This is a genomic window from Massilia sp. Leaf139 (assembly GCF_001424165.1).
Lineage (GTDB): Bacteria > Pseudomonadota > Gammaproteobacteria > Burkholderiales > Burkholderiaceae_D > Telluria.
Genome location: NZ_LMOJ01000012.1, coordinates 418,632 through 438,270, shown reverse-complemented (window position 1 = coordinate 438,270; position 19,639 = coordinate 418,632). Strand labels below are relative to the sequence as shown.

The following is a 19,639-nucleotide window of genomic DNA, read 5'->3' as shown; positions in this document are numbered from 1 at the left end:
GCTTCCCTGTTGTGCTTTGACCATGCCGGATTCTGCGATAATGAACGCCACTCTGGCTCTCATGTGGCTATTCTCGGCTTCACCCATATTCCCATGCAAAATACCCTCCTGCTCGTCGACGGTTCCAGCTACCTGTATCGCGCCTTCCACGCACTGCCCGATCTGCGCGGCCCCGACGGTCACCCGACCGGCGCCATGCACGGCATGGTCAACATGCTGCGCCGCCTGCGCGCCGACTATCCGGCCGCCTACATCGCCTGCGTGTTCGATGCGAAGGGTAAAACCTTCCGCGATGACATGTATCCGGAGTACAAGGCGACCCGCGCCTCGATGCCGCCCGATCTGTCCAAGCAGATCGAGCCGATCCACGAGGTGGTGCGCCACATGGGCTGGCCGATCCTGATGGTGGAAGGGGTGGAGGCTGACGACGTGATCGGCACCCTGGCCGTGCAGGCCGCCGCCAAGGGCATGAACACCATCGTCTCCACCGGCGACAAGGACTTGGCGCAGCTGGTCAACGACAAGGTCATGCTCATCAATACGATGAGCAACGAAAAGCTCGACGAAGCCGGCGTGCTGGCCAAGTTCGGCGTGGCGCCGAACCGCATCATCGACTACCTGACCCTGATCGGCGACACGGTCGACAACGTGCCGGGCGTAAACAAGTGCGGCCCGAAGACGGCCCTCAAATGGCTGGCCCTGCACGGCTCGCTCGACGGCGTGATCGAAAACGCCCACAGCATCGGCGGCGCCGTCGGCGAAAACCTGCGCACGGCGCTGGAATGGCTGCCGCGCGGCCGCGAGCTGATCACCGTGAAGACCGACTGCAACCTGATGGGCCATGTGGTCACCATCGAGGAAAGCCTGGTCGCCCGCCCGGAAGACACGGACGCGCTGCGCGATTTCTTCCAGCGCTACGGCTTCAAGACCATGCTGCGCGAACTGCAGCAGGGCAGTGCGCCGACCGGCCCGGCCCTGAATTCGCCGGAAGGCGCCCAGCGCTCGGACGATACGCTGCCCGGCATGCCGATCATCAAGGGCGAATACGAACTGGTCACTACCTGGGAGCAGCTCGACCGCTGGCTGGCCCTGGCGAACGCGGCCGAACTGACCTCGGTCGATACCGAAACCACCTCGCTCGACCCGATGACGGCGCAGATGGTCGGCATCTCGCTGTCGACGGAAGCGGGCAAGGGCGCCTACATCCCGGTGGCGCACCGCTACGCCGGCGTGCCGGAGCAATTGCCGCGCGAAGAGGTGCTGGAGCGCATGCGTTACTGGCTGGAAGATCCGAGCAAGCCCAAGCTCGGCCAGAACCTGAAGTACGACATGCACATCTTCAACAACCATGGCGTGAGCTTGCAGGGCATCGTGCACGACACGCTGCTGCAATCCTACGTGTTCGAATCGCATAAGCCGCACGACATGGACACGATGGCGATGCGCCACCTCGGCTATACGACGATTCCTTTCGTCGACGTGTGCGGCAAGGGCGCGAACATGATCTGCTTCGACCAGGTCGAGCTGAACCGCGCGACCGAATACGCGGCCGAGGACTCCGACATCACGCTGCGTCTGCACCAGACCATGCTGCCGCACGTGCTGGCCGACAAGGGCCTGGAATTCATCTATAAAAACATCGAGCTGCCGACCCAGATCGTGCTGCAGAAGATCGAGCGCAACGGCGTGCTGATCGACGCCGAAAAGCTTGAAGCGCAGTCGCGCGAACTGGGTGCCCGCCTGGTCGAGCTCGAAGCCAAGGCTTACGAGATGGCCGGCGGCCCCTTCAACCTGGGTTCGCCGAAACAGATCGGCGAGATCTTCTTCGTCAAGCTCGGCCTGCCGGTCATCAAGAAGACGGCCACCGGCGCGCCTTCGACGGATGAGGAAGTGCTGCAAAAGCTGGCAGAAGACTTCCCGCTGCCGAAGGTGCTGCTGGAACACCGCAGCCTGTCGAAGTTGAAGTCGACCTATACCGACAAGCTCCCGAAAATGGTGAACCCGAACACGGGCCGCGTGCATACGAACTATGCGCAGGCCGTGGCGATCACCGGGCGCCTGGCCTCGAACGATCCGAATTTGCAGAACATTCCGGTGCGTACCGGCGAAGGGCGCCGCATCCGCGAAGCGTTTGTGGCGCCGCCGGGCAGCGTGATCGTCTCGGCCGACTATTCGCAGATCGAGCTGCGCATCATGGCGCACATCTCAGGCGACGAAGCGATGCTGCGCGCCTTTGCCGAAGGCGTGGACATCCACCGCGCAACCGCCGCCGAGATCTTCGGCGTCGCGCCGGACGAAGTCGATTCCGAACAGCGCCGCTACGCCAAGGTCATCAACTTCGGCCTGATCTACGGCATGAGCGCGTTTGGTCTGGCCGCCAACCTGCAGATCGAGCGCGCCGCCGCTGCCAATTACATCGACCGCTATTTCGCGCGCTTCTCGGGCGTCAAGCAGTACATGGACGAAACCCGCGTCGCCGCCAAGGCCAAGGGTTATGTCGAAACCGTGTTCGGCCGCCGCCTCTGGCTCCCCGAGATCAACTCCCCGAACGGCCCGCGCCGCGCCGGCGCCGAACGCGCCGCCATCAATGCGCCGATGCAGGGCACGGCCGCCGACCTGATCAAGCTGGCGATGATCGCGGTGCAGGGCTGGCTGGAGGAGGAAAAACTGGCCACGCGCATGGTCATGCAGGTGCACGACGAACTAGTGCTGGAAGTGCCGGAAGCCGAGCTGGAACTGGTCAAGGCCAGGCTGCCCGAACTCATGGCCGGCGTGGCCGAGCTGAAGGTGCCACTGGTGGCCGAGACGGGCGTGGGCGCGAGCTGGGAAGCGGCGCACTAAGTCCGATCGTCGCATCGGGCCGTGTAAGGGGCTGCAAGCGCGTCCCGGAAAACGGACTCAGCAGGCTGGACGGGGCGTCGGTGCAATCCGGCCCGTATCGGCGACGACGACACCGCGTACGCCATTGCGGCCGTCCTTCTTGACTGCATACAGTTGTTCGTCCGCTGCCGCGATGAGCGCCTCGGACGAAATCGCCTGTTCGCTGTCCTGTGCCAGGATCGTGGCAATGCCGAAACTGGCCGTCGAGTGGACGATACCGCCCTCCGCAGTGGGGCTGGCGGTATTGGAAAAGGCCAGGCGGATGCGGTGGGCCATGGCATGCGCGCCGGCCGCGTCGGTCTGCGGGAGCACGACCAGGAATTCTTCGCCGCCGTAGCGGATTACCCGGTCGACCTTTTCGCGGGTCGTGCCCAACAGGATGGTGGCGAAATCGGCCAACACCTGGTCGCCGGTCGCATGGCCATGGGTGTCGTTGACGCGCTTGAAATGGTCGATGTCGCACAGGATGACCGATAGGGCGCTGTTGTAGCGCCGCGCGCGGTTCAGTTCGGCGTCTAGCATGCCTTTCTGCAGCACCCGGCGGTTGTAGCAATCCGTCAGCGGATCGCGGTCGGCGATCTGTTGCAGCAATACGGCCGCCCGGAACTGCCTGCGCTGCGCGATGTGGATGCGGCTGGATGCGATGTAGCCGAGGGCATTGGTGAGGACAAGCAGCAAGGCCAGGGTGAGCATGTCATCCGGGCCCAGTTGCCCCTGCAGCATCAGCAGCAGACCGAACACGATGCTCGAGACGATGCCGATCGCGACCGAGTACACGAAGCGGTTCGGAAAATAAATATAGGCTGCCATCACGATCAGTGCTTGTGACATCGTATTCCAGGCAAGCGCACCGGGCTGGTACCAGCACAGCACCATGAAGACAGCGAGCGCCACCACCAGGAGCGAGCAGGCCGCTGCATACGAAACGCGCGCCGATTCAGGCCGGCGCGCCACGGCGGCCCGTCCACCGAGTGCGACGATTGCGACCACGAGGCGCAATGCGACCAGTTCCCAGGCTATCCCCGTCGCGCCGAGCTCGGCGATATCGGTGGCGCCGAACAGCACGTAAAAAACAGCGGCAAACAGCAGGCTTGCCCGCAGCTGCCTGTTACGTTCGGGTAGCGCGTGCTCGACGAACCTGCGCTCGGTTTCGGGATGCGCAAATTCCGCGCGCCGGCGATCGAGCGCCAGGCGCGACGAAGGGATGTCGGAAGGGAATGGCATGGACAGCAGTGGTCAAGCGGGATGTCCCAGCTGCAGCCGCTGTGCGCCTTCTTCGAGCTGGAAAATACTCACGGTTGCACTTAGCTGGGCAGCCTGCTTGCGCAAGGACTCGGCCGCAGCGGCGCCTTCCTCGACCAGCGAGGTGTTTTCCAAGGTCATCTTATCGAGACGGGCGATGGCGCTGTCCACCTGCTCGATGTCCGAACGCTGCGAACTGGTCGCGCTGCTGATGTGACCCATGATATCCGTTACACGGTGTACCCCATCGACCACCTTGCGAATGGTTTCGCCGGCATTCGCCACGAGCACGGTACCGGTATCGACCTTGGAGACCGAGTCCTCGATCAACGCCTTGATTTCCTTGGCCGCTGCCGCGGAGCGCTGGGCGAGGTTGCGTACTTCGCCGGCCACGACCGCGAAGCCGCGTCCCTGCTCGCCCGCGCGGGCAGCCTCGACAGCCGCATTGAGCGCCAGGATGTTGGTCTGGAAGGCGATGCCGTCGATCACCGAGATGATGTCGACGATTTTCTTCGACGATTCATGAATCAGCGTCATGGTCGCCACCACTTCGTTGACGGCCTCTCCTCCTTCCACCGAGACAGACGCTGCGGTGCCGGCCAGGGTGGTTGCCTGCGCAGCGTATGCAGCATTCTGCTGTACGGCTTCCACCAGGTGCTTCATCGAGTTCGCTACCTGCGCAAGGGCGGCGGCCTGGGTTTCGGTACGGTTCGACAGCTCGACGTTGCCGACGGCGATTCCGGTCGATGCGGATTCGATCGCAGCCGTTCCATGGCGCACCTCGGTGACGATCTCCACCAGCGAGCGCCGCATCGTGGCCATTGCATGGATCATGCTCGCGGGGGCTGCGCGGGTGGCATCCACCGCGTGGTAGAGTTGTCCGCTGGCGATGGCATGGGCGATGCGGGTGGCCTGCACGGGTTCGCCGCCCAGTTGTCCCAGCAGGCTGCGCATGATGACCAGGCCGACGACCACACACAGCAACGCGGCGATGGCGCTCAGGCCGACGATCCAGACATGGGCCTGGGCAGCTTCGGCATTGGCGCGCGCAGTCGTCGCCGCATTGCGTTCCTGGAGCGCCTTCACCAGAACATCGATGTCGGCGACGATCTGCCTGCGCAAGGGGCTGCATTCTTCGACCAGGAAACGGCCGAATGCCTCCATGTCGTTGGCCGTGCGATAGGCACGCGGACGCTCGAGCGCCGCTGCCATTGTCAGCATGCCTTCCTTGACCTTGGCATACCGGGGATCGGCGCCGAGTTTCTGGTCGAGCGCGCGCAGGCTGGCCAGGTAATCGGCCTTAAACCGATCGACCAGGTCGAGTTCACGGCCGGCCGCGGCCTCGTCCTTGAAAATATAGGCGTTGCGCGCCGCGATACCGGTTTGGGCAAGCATTTCGCGAGCCGCATAAATCGGTTCGAGTTCCTCGTTGCGCACACTGTTCGCTGTCTGCAGCGCACCCTGGATGGTCGTGATGCGTGTCGCCGCAAACGTGGCCAGGAACAGCGTGATCGCCAGGACGAGTCCGAAAGCGAGGTAAAGTTGGGTAACGAGCTTGAGACGGTGTAAGGCGCGCATGGCAATTTCGAGAGTTGCTATCCAAGCCTCAATTTAATCATATTTTTCGAATAAATTTCCACAAGGGAATAAAAAATGATGATTATGTCGGTCTTGTTGTATTTACGTAACTTTACGTCCTTATTGACGCATCGGTGCACGGATGGCTAGCCGATCCCAATTGCCATGACATCGGCTCATCCGGAGTCCGGCCAGGCGTATGAGGACATTGCCGACTGGTTCGATCGGCATCGCACCCGGACGCTGATGGAACAACCCTATCTCGACCTGCTCCTGCAGCACCTGGAGCGGGGTGCCGCCATTCTCGATCTCGGCTGCGGGACGGGAGAACCGATACTGCGCTATCTGCTGGAGCGATCGTGCGCGGTCACGGGCGTGGACGCGAGCGCCGCCATGCTCGCCATCGCCGGCAAGCGTTTTCCTGGCACGCCATTCGTTCATGCGGACATGCGGTCATTGCCGTTCGGCCGCGGCTTCGACGCCATCGTCGCCTGGCACAGCCTGTTCCACCTGCCGCACGACGGCCAGCGCGCGATGTTCGCAAGGTTCGCGCGTCATTTGCACCCGTGTGGCATCCTGATGTTCACGTCCGGCAGCGCACAGGGCGAGACCTGGAGCGATAATGGTGGCGCGCTGCTATACCACGCTTCGCTGAACAGTGCCGAGTACCGCGGCCTGCTGGAAGCGAACGGCTTTCGTGTCCTGCGGCATACGCAAGACGATGCGGCCTGCGGCGGCGCCACCGTATGGATCGCGCAGTACCGACCAGGAGAGTCAGATGAAACCGCGCCGCGACTATGACACCGCCAAACTGATCGACGCCTCGATCGCTGCCTTGCGCGCGCACGGCATGTACGTGGCCGCGCGCATGCTGTGCGAACAGGGCGTGCCTTTCGAAACCGCGCACCGCGTGCTGCAGCAGCCCGACCAGCGCCGCACCTACGGCGACGCCGTCATCCACTGATCAGCGCAGATCGGCGCACAAAGCGCTTCCGTACGGCCTCAACATCGCTCAAATCCCCGCCCTGCGCATTTCATCACGTGTTTCCTGCACTTCGTCGCACGTCGATGGAGAAGGGCGAAGGCGCTTGCTAAAGTACTCCCATCGAAAGCCCGAACGCAGACGCGACAAGGGCCAATCATCCAACCGAAGGGAGCCTGAAATGAACGTCCTCAAACACATGGAAACGCTGTTCCTGGTCGCCGCCCTCGCCGTCGTCGGCACCACCTACGCCAGCGCCGAAAGCTACAAGTCGCAAGTGCGCGCCGATGCCATGGTGTCGGTGGGCAGCGAGAAGATGGCTGTGGTGAAGGTCGTCGGCAAGCGCGTGGCGCCTGCCGTGAAGGTGGCCTGAGGCGTCGAACGGGCAAGCCAAACAGCGGCAGCGAGGTGCCTGCGAAGCGGGGCAGCCTTGACCATCACCTCGTCCGTCGTCCTTGGGCCGAACGTGGCGGCGGGCGGGGTGTGAAGGTGTTGACCAGCTTCGATGCGGATCACAGGTGCTCGACGGCGTGGAGGTCGGTAACGTTCCTAGAGCTTACGTGCCGCGTTCACAGCGCGAGACGGTTGTGTAACGTAGGGTGGGCTCACCGAGCCCACGCGTTACGGGCGTGTCACACAGCCCGTAACGCAGATGTGAAAAAATAACGACGTAGATAGCGAGAGCTTAAGAAAGCCGCGAGGCGATCTTTCACCGCCAATGCAGAGTGGTAAGGTGCGTAACGCGTGGGCACGGAGTGCCCACCCTACGTGATGCGACCGCCGCAACGGACGCAGACCGGAACCTTACGTCACACATGGGCAGAAAACCCGTCCACCCTAACTCAAACGTCCTTGTACTCGTAATACGTCAACCGTGCCCAGTTCCCGCTCCAGGAACTCCACACACACCCGCAGCCTGGCCGACCCCGCCAGGCGCTGCGGGTACACCGCCCACACGTTCGCCTCCTGCGTGTACTCGGGCAGCACCGTCGCCAGCGCGCCGCTGTCGAGATAGGGCTGGGCATCCCAGCGCGAGCGCAGCACGATGCCGGCGCCGTCGAGCGCCCAGCGCAGGGCGATCTCGCCGTGGTTGGTCGAGAGCGCGCCCGACACCTTGACCGTCTCTTCCCCGGTTTTGCCGCGCAGGCGCCAGACGCCGAAGGGATGGTCGCGCTCCTTGATCGGCAGGCACTGGTGGCCGGCCAGTTCCTGCAGCGTCTTCGGCGTGCCGTGGCGCGCCAGGTAGGCGGGCGCCGCGCACAGGATGCGGCGGTTGTCCATCAGGCGCCGCGCGATCAGGTGCGGCGCGATCTCGTCGCCCACGCGCACGTCGAGATCGAAACCTTCGGCCACCGGGTCGACGAGGCGGTCGAAGACCTCGAAGCGGATCTGCAGGCCGGGATAGGCGGCGACCAGCTTGGCCACCGCCGGCGCCACCAGCTTGCGTCCGAAGCCGAAGCTGCTGCAGATGCGCACCCGGCCGCTCGGCCCGCGGCGCCGCTCGGAGACCTCGTCGACCAGTTCGTCCAGATTGTCGAGAATGGCCTGGGCGCGCGCATACACCTGCTCGCCTTCGTCGGTGATGACGATGCGGCGCGTGGTGCGCCCGAACAGGCGCACGCCGAGCGCGCCCTCCAGCACGCCGATGCGCTTGCTGACATAGGCAGGCGACATGCCGAGCGCCTCGGCGGCAGCGGCGAAGCTCGTCTTGCGTACCACGGTGACGAACACGCGCAGGTCTTCGTTCTCGATCGGATTGTTCATGAATCGTGTTCCTTGACACCACACTTTGCCCGATTATAAACGGTGCGTATTCGGTTATCCTGATGCCATCATTGTGAAAGGACTGGCCATGAAAACGCATAAAATCGCCGTCATCGCAGGCGACGGCATCGGCAAGGAAGTCATGCCCGAAGGGCTGCGCGTCGTGCGGGCAGCGGCAGAGCGCTTCGGCATCGCGCTCGAATTCACCACCTTCGCCTGGGCCGACTGCGATTACTACGCCAAGCACGGCCAGATGATGTCGGACGACTGGAAGGCGCAGCTCTCGGGCTTCGAGGCCATCTATTTCGGCGCCGTCGGCTGGCCCGACACGGTGCCCGACCACATCTCGCTCTGGGGCTCGCTTCTGAAATTCCGCCGCGAGTTCGACCAGTACGTGAACCTGCGTCCGGTGCGCCTGATGCCCGGCGTGCCGTGCCCGCTGGCGAACAAGAAGCCGGGCGACATCGATTTCTATGTGGTGCGCGAGAACACCGAAGGCGAATACTCCTCGGTCGGCGGGCGCATGTTCGAAGGTACCGAGCGCGAGCTGGTGCTGCAGGAAGCCATCTTCACCCGCCACGGCACCGACCGCATCCTGAAATATGCGTTCGAGTTCGCCCAGCGCCGCCCGAAGAAGCACCTGACCGCCGCCACCAAGTCGAACGGCATCGCCATCTCGATGCCTTACTGGGACGAACGCGTCGCCGCCATGGGGGAGCAATACGGCGACGTCAAATGGGACAAGTACCACGTCGACATCCTGGCCGCGCGCTTCGTGCTCTCGCCCGAGCGCTTCGACGTCGTGGTCGCCTCGAACCTGTTCGGCGACATCCTGTCCGACCTCGGTCCGGCCTGCGCCGGCACCATCGGCATCGCACCGTCGGCCAACCTGAACCCGGAGCGCACGTTCCCCTCGCTGTTCGAACCCGTGCACGGCTCCGCGCCCGATATCTACGGCCGCAACATCGCCAATCCGATCGCCATGATCTGGTCGGGCGCGATGATGTTCGAGTTCCTGGGGCAGGGCGACGCCACGTACACGGCGGCCCACGACGCCATCGTGCAGGCGATGGAAACCTGCCTCACGCAGGGGCCGCGCACGCCCGACATGGGCGGCCAGGCCAGCACGACGCAAGTGGGCGAGGCGATCGCAGGCTACCTGCGCGGCTGAACAAAGGTCTAGAGCATCGCCGGAGCGCAGCGCATCCGGCGAATCGTGCAGTCCGTCGCAAAATGAGCGCCGGCGCGGGCGCTTCGCCCTACGATGATCCTACTTCTTAACGAACCAAGGAATACATCATGCGCCGTCTCGCCCTCGTCCTCGCTCTCTCCGTCATCGCCGCCGGCGCCGCCCAGGCCGCCGACCAGGTGCGCGCCGCCGCGCCCTTTACCTCGATCCGGGTGCAGGGCCCGATCAGCGTGACGGTGGACGCCGGCAGCGCGCCGCAGTCGGTGCTGGTACGCGGCAGCGACAAGTTCATCAAGGGCCTGAGCAGCGAAGTCGTCAACGGCGAACTGCGCCTGCGCATGGAGGAAAAAAACCTCACCACCACCCACGAGGACCAGCGCATCGTGATCCGGATGGCGCAGTTGCGCGCCTTCGATGCCGAGGGTGCGGGCGAAATCAAGCTGAACAACGTGCGCGGCGAGCGCCTCGACGTCAGCTACCGCGGCGCCGGCAGCATGTCGGTCAACGGCCAAGTCAAGACGTTCAAAATGACGGCCGAAGGCGTGGGCGAGGTCGACACCAAGGCCCTGATCGCCAACGACGTCGACATCCGCTTCCAGGGCATCGGCGACGTCAAGGTGTATGCCAAGGACAAGCTCGACGTCAAGGTGCAGGGCATGGGCAGCCTGAGCTACTACGGCCGGCCGCGCACGGTGAACAGGTCGGTGGCGGGCCTGGGATCGGTCAGCGCGGGCGACTGAAACGCCTGCCGTTCAGTCCGGCGTTTCCTCGTCGACCGGGAAGCCGTAGTGCGGGGGCTGGTCGGTGGGTATCCAGGGCCAGTGCGCGCGCTTTGCGATACCCTCGCGTGCTGACCGGAACTGCTCGTCGGTCAGGAAGATGCCGGACAGGTCGTTGCCGCCGTAGAGCGCATAAAAACGGTGATCCGAGCCGGCCAGCCCGGCATTGACGATCTCGAAAAAGGCCACCGTGGCCAATGCCCACGCGGCGTCTTCGTCCTCCTTGTCCCAGATGTCATAGCGTTTGCCGTCGGCGAACACCGTGTAGCTCGGTTCGTCGGAATCGATCTCCTCGGCGATATCGATGGGTACGGCGTCGTACTGCCGCAACTGGGGATGCAGTTGTTCGTAGGCCTCCAGGATGCCGCCCTCGGCCAGGTCTTCGGCATCGAGAAGAATGACTTCCTCGTAATCGAGCGCATCGTCGTCGAGCGGATCGGCGCCGCCGCCGTCGGCGGAGCTGAATAAGTGCTTGAAGCGTTCAAACATGGCGGGCCATTCGGATTCCTGCTGCTGTAGATATATAAAAGATATGCTGCCGCCCGATTTTCAGGCCATCGCCGGGTCTTGGCAACTGAAATCCTCCCGCCGCGCTGTAGGCGTCCGCCTGCCCATGCATAAGCCCCCATGTCACGGTAATATAGACAGATTGACCACCACCGACGAAAGGGATGCACATGAAGGATCTCGTACAAGACGGCGACAGCCTGGTTGGCGCCAGCACGCTGGAGGACGGCGTCGACCGCCGCGTATTCCTGAAGGCTGCCCTGGGGACGGGCTTTGCGGCCGCGGTGCTGCCGGTCGAGGCGCAGACCCTGGTCAAGACCGACGTCACGGGCTTGTCCGCCGGCGACCACCTCATCGTCATCAACGGCCAGGAAGTGCCGGTCTACCGTGCCCAGCCCGAAGGCAAGACCAATCCGCCGGTGATTCTCGTGATCTCCGAGATCTTCGGCGTGCACGAACACATCAAGGACGTGGCGCGCCGCTTCGCCAAGCAGGGCTATATGGCGGTCGCGCCGGATCTGTTCGTGCGTGCGGGCGACGCCAGTAAGGTGCCGAACATCGCCGACCTGATGCGCGACATCGTCGGCAAGACCCCGGATGCGCAGGTCATGCTTGACCTCGACACCGTCGTCAACTGGGCCAGGCAGCGCGGCGGCGACACCGATAAACTCGGCATCACCGGCTTCTGCTGGGGCGGGCGCATCACCTGGCTGTACGCGGCGCACAACCCGAAGGTCAAGGCCGGCGTGGCCTGGTACGGGCGCCTGGTGGGCGAGCCGACCGCCAATTCGCCGAAGCACCCGATCGACATCGCGCAGAACCTGAAAACCCCGGTGCTCGGCCTGTACGGCGCCAAGGACACCGGCATTCCGCTCGAATCGGTGGAGCGCATGCGCGCCGCGCTCGACAAGGGCAACAGCGGCTCGACCTTCCATGTCTATGCGAATTCGGGCCACGCCTTCCACGCCGACTACCGCCCGAGTTTCAACGAAGCCGACGCGAAGGATGGCTGGCGGCGCGCGCTGGACTGGTTCCGCACGCACGGCGTGGTCTGAGTCGGGCATAAGCAGGCCGGGCACTGTACAATGCCCGGCTTGCCACGCCCAGCAAGTCCAGAACAAGAGGCTTCACATCGACCCGATTCTTTCCTCCATCCTGCTGGCGACCCTGATCGCCGGCGTCGTCAGCATTTCGGCCGCCGCAATCTTTTCGTTCACGCTGCTCTCCAAAATGGTGGAGCGGCTGGTGAGCCTGTCGGTCGGCATCATGCTCTCGACCTCGCTGCTGCACGCGCTGCCCGAGGCTTTCGAATCGGGCGCGAGCACCCATAAATTGTTCGGCACGCTGCTGGCGGGCCTGCTCGTCTTCTTCCTGCTCGAGAAGCTGGCGCTGCTGCGCCACTCGCACCACCACGAGGGCGACGGCCACCACCACGGCCACGGCCACGACGCGCGCGAGGCGGGTAAGTCGGGCTGGATGATCCTGATCGGCGACGGCATGCACAACTTCGTCGATGGCATCCTGATCGCGGCCGCCTTCCTCGCCAATCCGGAGCTGGGCATCGTCACCGCGCTGGCCATCGTCGCCCACGAGATCCCGACCGAGATCGGCGACTTCATCGTCCTGCTCAATGCCGGCTTCTCGCGCATGCGCGCCTACGTGTTCAATCTGCTGTGCAGCCTGCTGTCGGTGGCCGGCGGCCTGCTCGGCTACTACACGCTGGATCGCGCCAGCGGCCTGATTCCCTACGTGCTGGTGTTCGCCTCGTCGGGCTTCATCTATATTGCGGTGAGCGACCTGATGCCGCAGATGCAGAGGAGGGCGACGGTGAAGGAATCGGTGCCGCAGGTGCTTCTCATTGGCCTTGGCGTTATCATCGTCCTGTTCCTGACCGGGCGTTGATTCCTACGGCAGCGCCGGTCGTGTCGACGAACGGAGCCTGCCATGACCATCCGCCGCTGGATTCCCGAGCTTGGGGCCGGACTCGAACACCTGGTCGTCCACCATCACGAGGGCGCGGTCACAGCCCATGGCCTCGTGATCGGCGACGACGAGGGCGCCCGCTTCGGCGCCAGCTACACCATCGAATGCGACAGCGCCTGGCATGTGCGCCGCGTCGTGGTCGATGTCGCCGGCGGCGCCCATCTGACCCTTGTCGCCGACGGCGCCGGCAACTGGTACGACGAAGCCGGCGCGCCGCTCGCCGCGCTAGCCGGCTGCATCGACATCGACCTGACGGCCAGCTGTTTTACGAATACCCTCCCGCTGCGCCGCCTGGCGCATGTCCTGGATCGGCGCCAGGCGATCGATGTCGCCTGGGTCGCCGTTCCCGCGCTCAGCGTTGTCAAGGCGTCCCAGGCATATACCCGTCTCGATGCCGAGCGGGTGCTGTTCGAGAGCGTCGGCACCGGCTTCCAGGCCGAGCTGACGGTCGACGCCGGCGGTTTCATCCTGCGTTATCCCGGCCTGTTCCTGCGCACCGAGTAAGTGCCGCGCTCGCACAAAACCGTTCTTGAGCATTTAATGATAATGGCTTATCATTACCAAAAAGCGAGAGATGGGCCGCGGCCCGCCTCCGCGCCGCCATTTACCGACAAGGACGCCACATGCCTCTCCCGACCTGCACCCCGACTCCCCTCGCACTGGCGCTGCTGTGCGCTTTCGGCGCACCGCTCGCCCATGCCCAATCGGCCAACGCCGAAAGCGGCCGCCCGCACACCGACCCCGACAGCATCCCGACGGTCGTGATCTCGGCCAGCGCCCTCGGCCTGCTGGGCGACGACATGATCACGCCTGTGACTTCGCTCTCCGGTGGAGAGCTGGTGCGCGCCCGCGAGTCGACCCTGGGCGAGACCCTGAACAACCAGCCCGGCATCACCTCCAGCCACTTCGGCGCCGGCGCCAGCCGTCCCGTCATCCGCGGCATGGACGGCCCGCGCGTGAAAATCCTGTCCGACGGCGCCGAGATCCAGGACGCCTCGACCATCAGCCCCGACCACGCGATCGCCTTCGAGCCCGTGCTGGCCGAGCGCATCGAGGTGCTGCGCGGCCCGTCGGCACTGGCCTACGGCGGCGGCGCGGTGGGCGGTGTCGTCAACGTCATCGACCGCAAGATCCCGACCCAACTGCCCGAGGGCGGCTTCGAAGGCAGCATGGAGCTGCGCGCCAATTCGGCCGCGCGCGAGAAGACGGGCGCCGCGGAAGTCACGGGCGCGCTCGGCCGCAATCTCGCCATTCATGCGGAAGGCGTCAAGCGCGACGCCGACCCGTATCGCGTCGGCGAGGGCTGGGAAGAGGGACGCCGCGTCGGCGGCAGTTTCAAGAAGTCGGACTCGGGCAGCGTCGGCGTGTCCTGGGTGGGCGAGCGCGGCTACCTGGGCGCGGCCTTTACCAAGGAGCGCACCGAATACGGCATCCCCGGCCACAACCATGAATTCGGCAGCTGCCATCCGCATGGCGACCACCTGCATTGCGGCGGCCACGAGGGGCACGACCATGAGGGCGAAGAGCACGAGCATGAACACGAGCACGGCGCGGAAGAAGTCCCGGTCGTGAAGCTCGACAGCGAGCGCTGGGATCTGCGCGGCGAGCTGCGCAACCCGGTGGCCGGCATCACCGCCGCGCGCCTACGTGCCTCCTTTACCGACTACCGCCACGACGAGCTGGAAGAGGGCGTCATCGCCACCAGCTTCTTCAACAAGGGCCGCGACGCGCGCGTCGAATTCGAACACGCGCCGCTGGGCGGCTGGCGCGGCGTCTTCGGCGCCCAGACCTCGCGCCGCGATTTCGATACGCAGGGCGAGGAAGCCTATGTGCCGCCGACGGTCACGCACAAGCACGCCGTCTTCCTCACCGAGGAATACAAGCTGGGCGACTGGCGCTTCGAGGCCGGCGCGCGCCACGAGTGGCAGAAGATCGCCGTCGACGCCGCGCTGCCGGACACGAAAGCACGCGGCACCTCGCTGGCGCTGGGCGCGGTCTGGAAGTTCCGCCCCGAGTATTCGCTGCGCGCCTCGGTGGCGCGCAGCCACCGCCTGGCAACCGCCGAGGAGCTGTACGCGGATGGCGCCCACCTGGCCACCAGCACCTGGGAGCTCGGCAACCCGAACCTGGACAAGGAAACCTCGAACAATCTCGACCTCACGCTGCGCAAGTTCGCCGGCGCCACGACCTTCTCGCTGAGCGCCTTCCACAACCGGATGGGCGACTACATCTACGCCAACACGCTCGACAACCACGAAGGCTTCCAGCTGGTCGAGTACGCCCAGCGCGACGCCACTTTCACCGGCCTGGAAGGGGAGCTGCGCCACAAGTTCTCGTCCAGCCTGGACGCGACGCTGTTCGGCGACTACGTGCGCGCGAGGTTTGACAACCGCGTCGACAATGACAGCACCGCCGGCAGCCGCAACATCCCGCGCATCGCCCCGCACCGCATCGGCGCGCGCGTGAATGCGCACTGGCAGGCCTGGCACGGCATGGTCGAGTTCTACCGGGTCGGCACCCAGGATGACGTCGCCGCCTTCGAGACGCCGACGGCGGGCTACAACATGCTCAACCTCGGCACCCATTACACGACGCGCATCGGCGGCGTGCCGGCCCAGCTCTACGCGCGCATCAACAACCTGACCGACGAACTGGCCTTCAGCCACACCTCGTTCATCAAGCGCGCGGCGCCGCTGACCGGGCGTAACCTGACGGCCGGCGTGCGCTTCCTGTTCTGATGAGACAGTTGATCCGGTTCGCCGACTATGCCGGCATGGCGGCTTCCAGCCTGTGCCTGGTGCACTGCCTGGCGATGCCGCTGGTGCTGGCCGCCTTCCCATTGCTCGGGCTCGGGGGCGAGCACCATGCCCTGCACGACCTGCTGCTCGCCGGCGTCACCGTGCCGGTGCTGCTGGCGCTGATTCCCGGCTACCTGGCGCATCGGGACAAAGGGCCGCTGATGCTGGGCAGCGCCGGACTGGCGCTGTTCCTGCTGGCGGTGCTGGTGGCCGGCCCGACATGGGGACAGGCGGCCGAGACGGCGCTCGCCGTGGCCAGCAGCGTGTTGCTGCTGATGGCGCACCGGCGCAACCACGTGTTTTGCCGGCGCTGTCCGGCGTCGTAGGGTGGGCGGATCTTCCGCCCACGCGTTCAAATCACGGTGCTGCAGCCCGTGCGGCTATTCACATCACAACTAGCACCGCGTGGGCGGGATAACAGTCCCCCGGAATGTTATCCCCCGCCCACCCTACAATTTATGCTTTGGTGCGGCAGGCGCTGCACAAACCGTACAAGGTCAGCTCATGCGACTCAAGCACGAAGCCATCCGGCGCCAGCTTCTGCATGTCGCCCGGACAGGCGTGCACTTCATAGACGCGGTCGCAGGAGCGGCAGTGGAAGTGGTGGTGATGGCCGTGGCCGGCCAGTTCGTAGCGGTCGCCGCCGCCCGGCAGCGACACCGTCGTGATGTCGCCCGCTTCGAGCATGGCCTTGATGTTGCGGTAGATGGTCGCCATGCCGATGCCGGGCACGGCGCCTTGCGCGTGTTCGAGAATCTCTTGCGGGGAGAGCGGGCGCCCCGCATCGGCGAGGCAGTGCTGGATGGCGGTGCGTTGCTTGGTATTGCGTTCCATGAATCTGTCTCTCGTTCAGGCGGCGCCTGTGGCCACCGGCCGCGCCGGATCGCTGCTCCACTCGCTCCACGAGCCCGGATACAGGGCCGCGCCCGGCATCCCCGCCACTTCGAGCGCCAGCAGGTTGTGGCAGGCCGTCACGCCCGAGCCGCACTGCATGATCGCCTGCGACGGGTCGCCGATCAGGGCGCCGAATTCCTCGCGCAGCCGCTCCGGCGCCTTGAAGCGGCCGTCATTGTGGAGGTTGTCCTTGAAGAAGCGGTTCTTCGCGCCGGGGATATGCCCGCCCACCGGATCGATGGTCTCGTTCTCGCCGCGGAAGCGGTCGGCCGCGCGCGCGTCGACCACGGTGCGGCCTGCGCTCTCGATATTCTCCAGCACCTCGGCCACCGTCACGGTCGGCACGAAGGGCGCGCGCACGGCGATGTTGCCGGCGCTGCGCGGCTCCGGCGGATCCGACGACAGGGGCAGGTCAAGCGCCTGCCAGGCCGGCAGCCCGCCATCCAGGACGGCGGCGGCCTCGTGCCCGATCCAGCGCAGCAGCCACCACAGGCGCGCCGCGTACATGCCGCCGTGGGCGTCGTAGGCGACGACTTGCGTGGCGTCGTTCACGCCCCAGCGGCGCAAGGTGGCGGCGAGCGCCTCCTTTTCCGGCAGCGGATGGCGGCCGCGGAAGGCGCCGTCCGCGCCATGCTTGGCGCCCGACAGCTCGGTCTCCATGTCGGCGAAGACGGCATGCAGCAGGTGGCCGGCCGCATAGGCTTCGCGTCCAGAGGCGAGGTTGACGAGGTCGTGGCGGCAGTCGACGACGACCAGTTGCGGATCGTCGATGTGCCGGGCCAGGTCGGCGGCGGAAATCAGGGTCGTGTACATGGCGTCGGGCTCCTCACAATTCGCTGGCGATCGGATCGGTCTTCTTGATGGCGGCGCCTTTCGGCGTGCTCTTCGTATTGTAGAACGTCGCCGCGATGCCGGAGGCCAGGATCACGCCGATGCCGAGCCACACGTGCCAGTCGAAGCGGTCGCCCCACAGGGCCAGGCCCCACAGACTGGAAAACACGATGCCGGTGTACTGCAGGTTCGCCACCACCAGCACCTTGCCGACGCGGTAGGCGCGCGTCATGGCCATCTGCGCCATCAGCGCGGCCGCGCCGATCCCGAGCAGCAGCACGGCGCCGCCCGTGGTGTGGCCGTGGAAAGGCATGCCGCCCGGCTTGCCGTCGCCGGCCAGCACGCCGATCAGGCCGGCGATCGCCGTCGTCAGCGAAAAATAGAACACGACCCGGTACTCGGGTTCGCCCATCTGCCCCAGTTTGCGCACCTGCATATAGGCCATCGCCGAGATCACCGACGAGCACACGCCCGCCAGGCCGCCCAGCCACTGATTGCTTTCGACCGCCGGCTGCAGCACCAGGATCACGCCGAAAAAGCTGGCGCCGACGGCCAGTACCAGCGGCCACTCCGCCGCGCTTTCGCCCGATTCCGTGCGCGACCACCAGCCGGCCAGGAACAGGCCGGCCGCGATCCAGATCGGCGCCATGTAGTTCAGCGTCATGGCCGTGGCCAGCGGCAGTTTGCCGATCGCGAAGAACCACAGCCAGAGCGAGGTCACGCCGACCACGCTGCGCCACAGGTGGGCTTTCGGGAAGGGCGTATCGAAGCTGCCGCCCTGGTGGCGCACGATGGCGAACAGGATCACGGAGCCGATCAGGCCGCGGTAGAACAGCAGTTCGGAGGTGGTGTAGAACTCGGAGGCGAGCTTCACGCCGGCGCCCATGGCGGCAAACGCGAAGCTGGCGAACAGCATCCAAAGTGAAGGCATTACATTCCTGGCAAGACGAAAACTAGGTAGACGATACAGCAGCTTGCGGCGGTGCGCAGAAGAGGGGCCGAAAGTGGGAGCCGAAAAGCAGCGTGGCCCCGGTCGGGGCCACGCATCGGCTTAGCGCCTAGAGCTCGATCTTGCTGCGATACCACTCATGGAAATGCTGCATCCCGTCTTCCATCGGCGACTGGTAAGGGCCAACTTCGTTGACGCCGCGCTCGACCAGGATCTTGCGGCCGGCGTCCATGCGCTGGGCGATCTCGTCGTCCTCGACGCAGGTTTCCATGTAGGCCGCGCGTTCGGCTTCGACCAGTTCGCGCTCGAACAGGGCGATCTCTTCCGGGTAGTAGAACTCGACCACGTTGCGCGTCTTTTGCGGGCCCAGGGGCCACAGGGTCGACACCACCAGCACGTTCGGATACCACTCGACCATGATGTTCGGGTACAGGGTCAGCCAGATCGCGCCCTGTTTCGGCTCCTGGCCGCCGTTGAACTTGAGTACCTGTTCCTGCCACTTCTTATAGGTCGGCGAACCGGCCTTCTGCAGGCCGCGGTTGACGCCCACGGTCTGCACACTGAAATCGCGGCCGAACTCCCACTTCAGGTCTTCGCAGGAGACGAAGTTGCCCAGGCCCGGGTGGAAGGGCTCGACGTGGTAGTCCTCCAGGTAGACTTCGATGAAGGTCTTCCAGTTGTAGTCGACGTCGTGGATCTCGACGTGGTCGAACAGGTAGCCGGAAAAATCGAGATCCTTCGAGACCGACATCGACTTGAGCTTGTCCATCACGTCGTAGCCGTTCTGCTCGAACAGCAGGCCGTTCCAGCTTTGCAGCGTCGACTTGGCCAGGTTCAGGCAGGGCGTTTCCGCAAAATGCGGGGCGCCGATCAGCTCCCCCTTGAGGTCGTAGGTCCAGCGGTGCAGCGGGCAGACGATGGTGTTGGCGTTGCCGCGGCCGTTGAACATCAACGCCTGGCGATGACGGCAGACGTTGGACAGCACCTCGATGCCGTTGGCATTACGCACGAGCATACGGCCTTCGTTTTCGGAAGGAAGGGTGGCGAAATCGCCGGTTTCCGGCACCATCAGTTCATGGCCGACGTAGCGCGGGCCTTTCTTGAACAGCTGTTCGATTTCGCGCTGCAGCAGCGCATTGTCAAAATAAACATTTACCGGAAGCTGAGCGCAGGAGCGCGCCAGCTTGGCGTGGGTAGCCAGATCGGACATCCCAACCCCCCTTATAGAAGCATCGACCCAAAGAAGAGAAAGAATCCAAAGAC

19 protein-coding genes are annotated in these 19,639 nt (G+C 65.0%); 11 read left to right on the top strand and 8 right to left on the bottom strand.

What is annotated here, in order from left to right:
* The first annotated feature begins 93 nt into the window (after positions 1-93).
* Positions 94-2,841 carry a DNA polymerase I gene (gene polA / locus ASF77_RS10540; protein WP_056338773.1) on the top strand — a complete coding sequence of 916 codons (2,748 nt, stop codon included), beginning with the start codon at positions 94-96 and terminating at the stop codon, positions 2,839-2,841.
* A gap of 57 nt (positions 2,842-2,898) precedes the next feature.
* On the opposite strand, the gene ASF77_RS10535 is transcribed toward polA, so the two are convergent.
* The gene (locus ASF77_RS10535; RefSeq protein WP_056338771.1) at positions 2,899-4,104 is read right to left on the bottom strand and encodes a diguanylate cyclase; all 1,206 of its coding nucleotides are present in this window, start codon (positions 4,102-4,104) and stop codon (positions 2,899-2,901) included.
* 12 nt (positions 4,105-4,116) lie between these two features.
* Complete coding sequence (locus ASF77_RS10530; RefSeq protein WP_056338769.1) at positions 4,117-5,700, bottom strand: methyl-accepting chemotaxis protein; 1,584 nt, start codon at positions 5,698-5,700, stop codon at positions 4,117-4,119.
* 165 nt (positions 5,701-5,865) lie between these two features.
* On the opposite strand from ASF77_RS10530, the gene ASF77_RS10525 reads away from it, so the two are divergent.
* The 3 genes from ASF77_RS10525 (at position 5,866) to ASF77_RS10515 (ending at position 7,055) form a co-directional block, all read left to right on the top strand.
* The gene (locus ASF77_RS10525; RefSeq protein ID WP_056338767.1) at positions 5,866-6,501 is read left to right on the top strand and encodes a class I SAM-dependent methyltransferase; all 636 of its coding nucleotides are present in this window, start codon (positions 5,866-5,868) and stop codon (positions 6,499-6,501) included.
* Positions 6,479-6,664 (top strand): hypothetical protein, encoded by a 186-nt coding sequence (locus tag ASF77_RS10520; protein ID WP_056338765.1) that lies wholly within the window; start codon positions 6,479-6,481, stop codon positions 6,662-6,664. The genes ASF77_RS10525 and ASF77_RS10520 overlap by 23 nt, the downstream gene beginning before the upstream one ends.
* A gap of 199 nt (positions 6,665-6,863) precedes the next feature.
* Positions 6,864-7,055, top strand: a complete 192-nt coding sequence (locus tag ASF77_RS10515) for a hypothetical protein (RefSeq protein ID WP_056338762.1) — start codon at positions 6,864-6,866, stop codon at positions 7,053-7,055.
* Between the two features lie 464 nt (positions 7,056-7,519).
* Here ASF77_RS10515 and ASF77_RS10510 read toward each other — a convergent pair whose 3' ends face one another.
* A complete protein-coding gene (locus ASF77_RS10510; RefSeq protein WP_056338760.1) occupies positions 7,520-8,446 on the bottom strand; it encodes a LysR substrate-binding domain-containing protein in 927 nt (308 codons plus the stop codon).
* 88 nt (positions 8,447-8,534) lie between these two features.
* Between ASF77_RS10510 and ASF77_RS10505 the strand changes: the two genes are divergently transcribed.
* On the top strand, positions 8,535-9,617 hold the full coding sequence (locus ASF77_RS10505) for a tartrate dehydrogenase (RefSeq protein WP_056338757.1): 1,083 nt from the start codon (positions 8,535-8,537) through the stop codon (positions 9,615-9,617).
* 128 nt (positions 9,618-9,745) lie between these two features.
* Positions 9,746-10,375, top strand: coding sequence for a GIN domain-containing protein (locus ASF77_RS10500; RefSeq protein ID WP_056338754.1), 630 nt, complete (start codon positions 9,746-9,748; stop codon positions 10,373-10,375).
* A gap of 12 nt (positions 10,376-10,387) precedes the next feature.
* Here ASF77_RS10500 and ASF77_RS10495 read toward each other — a convergent pair whose 3' ends face one another.
* Positions 10,388-10,903: a hypothetical protein gene (locus ASF77_RS10495; RefSeq protein WP_056338751.1), complete on the bottom strand. Its 516-nt coding sequence runs from the start codon at positions 10,901-10,903 to the stop codon at positions 10,388-10,390.
* Positions 10,904-11,091: 188 nt separating this feature from the next.
* Here ASF77_RS10495 and ASF77_RS10490 point away from each other — a divergent pair, with 188 nt between their 5' ends.
* From ASF77_RS10490 to ASF77_RS10470, 5 genes are all read left to right on the top strand, one after another.
* Positions 11,092-11,976 carry a dienelactone hydrolase family protein gene (locus tag ASF77_RS10490; protein ID WP_056339046.1) on the top strand — a complete coding sequence of 295 codons (885 nt, stop codon included), beginning with the start codon at positions 11,092-11,094 and terminating at the stop codon, positions 11,974-11,976.
* A 148-nt stretch (positions 11,977-12,124) separates the two neighbouring features.
* A complete protein-coding gene (locus ASF77_RS10485) occupies positions 12,125-12,823 on the top strand; it encodes a ZIP family metal transporter (protein WP_229445391.1) in 699 nt (232 codons plus the stop codon).
* A 42-nt stretch (positions 12,824-12,865) separates the two neighbouring features.
* Positions 12,866-13,408, top strand: coding sequence for a putative glycolipid-binding domain-containing protein (locus ASF77_RS10480; RefSeq protein ID WP_056338748.1), 543 nt, complete (start codon positions 12,866-12,868; stop codon positions 13,406-13,408).
* A gap of 119 nt (positions 13,409-13,527) precedes the next feature.
* Positions 13,528-15,642 (top strand): TonB-dependent receptor domain-containing protein, encoded by a 2,115-nt coding sequence (locus ASF77_RS10475; RefSeq protein WP_056338745.1) that lies wholly within the window; start codon positions 13,528-13,530, stop codon positions 15,640-15,642.
* Positions 15,642-16,028, top strand: coding sequence for a MerC domain-containing protein (locus ASF77_RS10470; RefSeq protein WP_056338742.1), 387 nt, complete (start codon positions 15,642-15,644; stop codon positions 16,026-16,028). Before ASF77_RS10475 ends, ASF77_RS10470 begins: the two co-directional genes overlap by 1 nt.
* Positions 16,029-16,158: 130 nt before the next feature.
* On the opposite strand, the gene ASF77_RS10465 is transcribed toward ASF77_RS10470, so the two are convergent.
* The 4 genes from ASF77_RS10465 to ASF77_RS10450 all read right to left on the bottom strand — a co-directional run bounded on the left by ASF77_RS10465 (position 16,159) and on the right by ASF77_RS10450 (position 19,586).
* Positions 16,159-16,536, bottom strand: coding sequence for a Fur family transcriptional regulator (locus tag ASF77_RS10465; protein ID WP_056338739.1), 378 nt, complete (start codon positions 16,534-16,536; stop codon positions 16,159-16,161).
* Between the two features lie 15 nt (positions 16,537-16,551).
* Positions 16,552-17,409 (bottom strand): sulfurtransferase, encoded by an 858-nt coding sequence (locus tag ASF77_RS10460; RefSeq protein ID WP_056338736.1) that lies wholly within the window; start codon positions 17,407-17,409, stop codon positions 16,552-16,554.
* A gap of 13 nt (positions 17,410-17,422) precedes the next feature.
* Positions 17,423-18,358 (bottom strand): DMT family transporter, encoded by a 936-nt coding sequence (locus tag ASF77_RS10455; protein WP_056338733.1) that lies wholly within the window; start codon positions 18,356-18,358, stop codon positions 17,423-17,425.
* A gap of 127 nt (positions 18,359-18,485) precedes the next feature.
* Positions 18,486-19,586, bottom strand: a complete 1,101-nt coding sequence (locus ASF77_RS10450; protein WP_056338730.1) for an aromatic ring-hydroxylating dioxygenase subunit alpha — start codon at positions 19,584-19,586, stop codon at positions 18,486-18,488.
* Between the last annotated feature and the right edge of the window lie 53 nt (positions 19,587-19,639).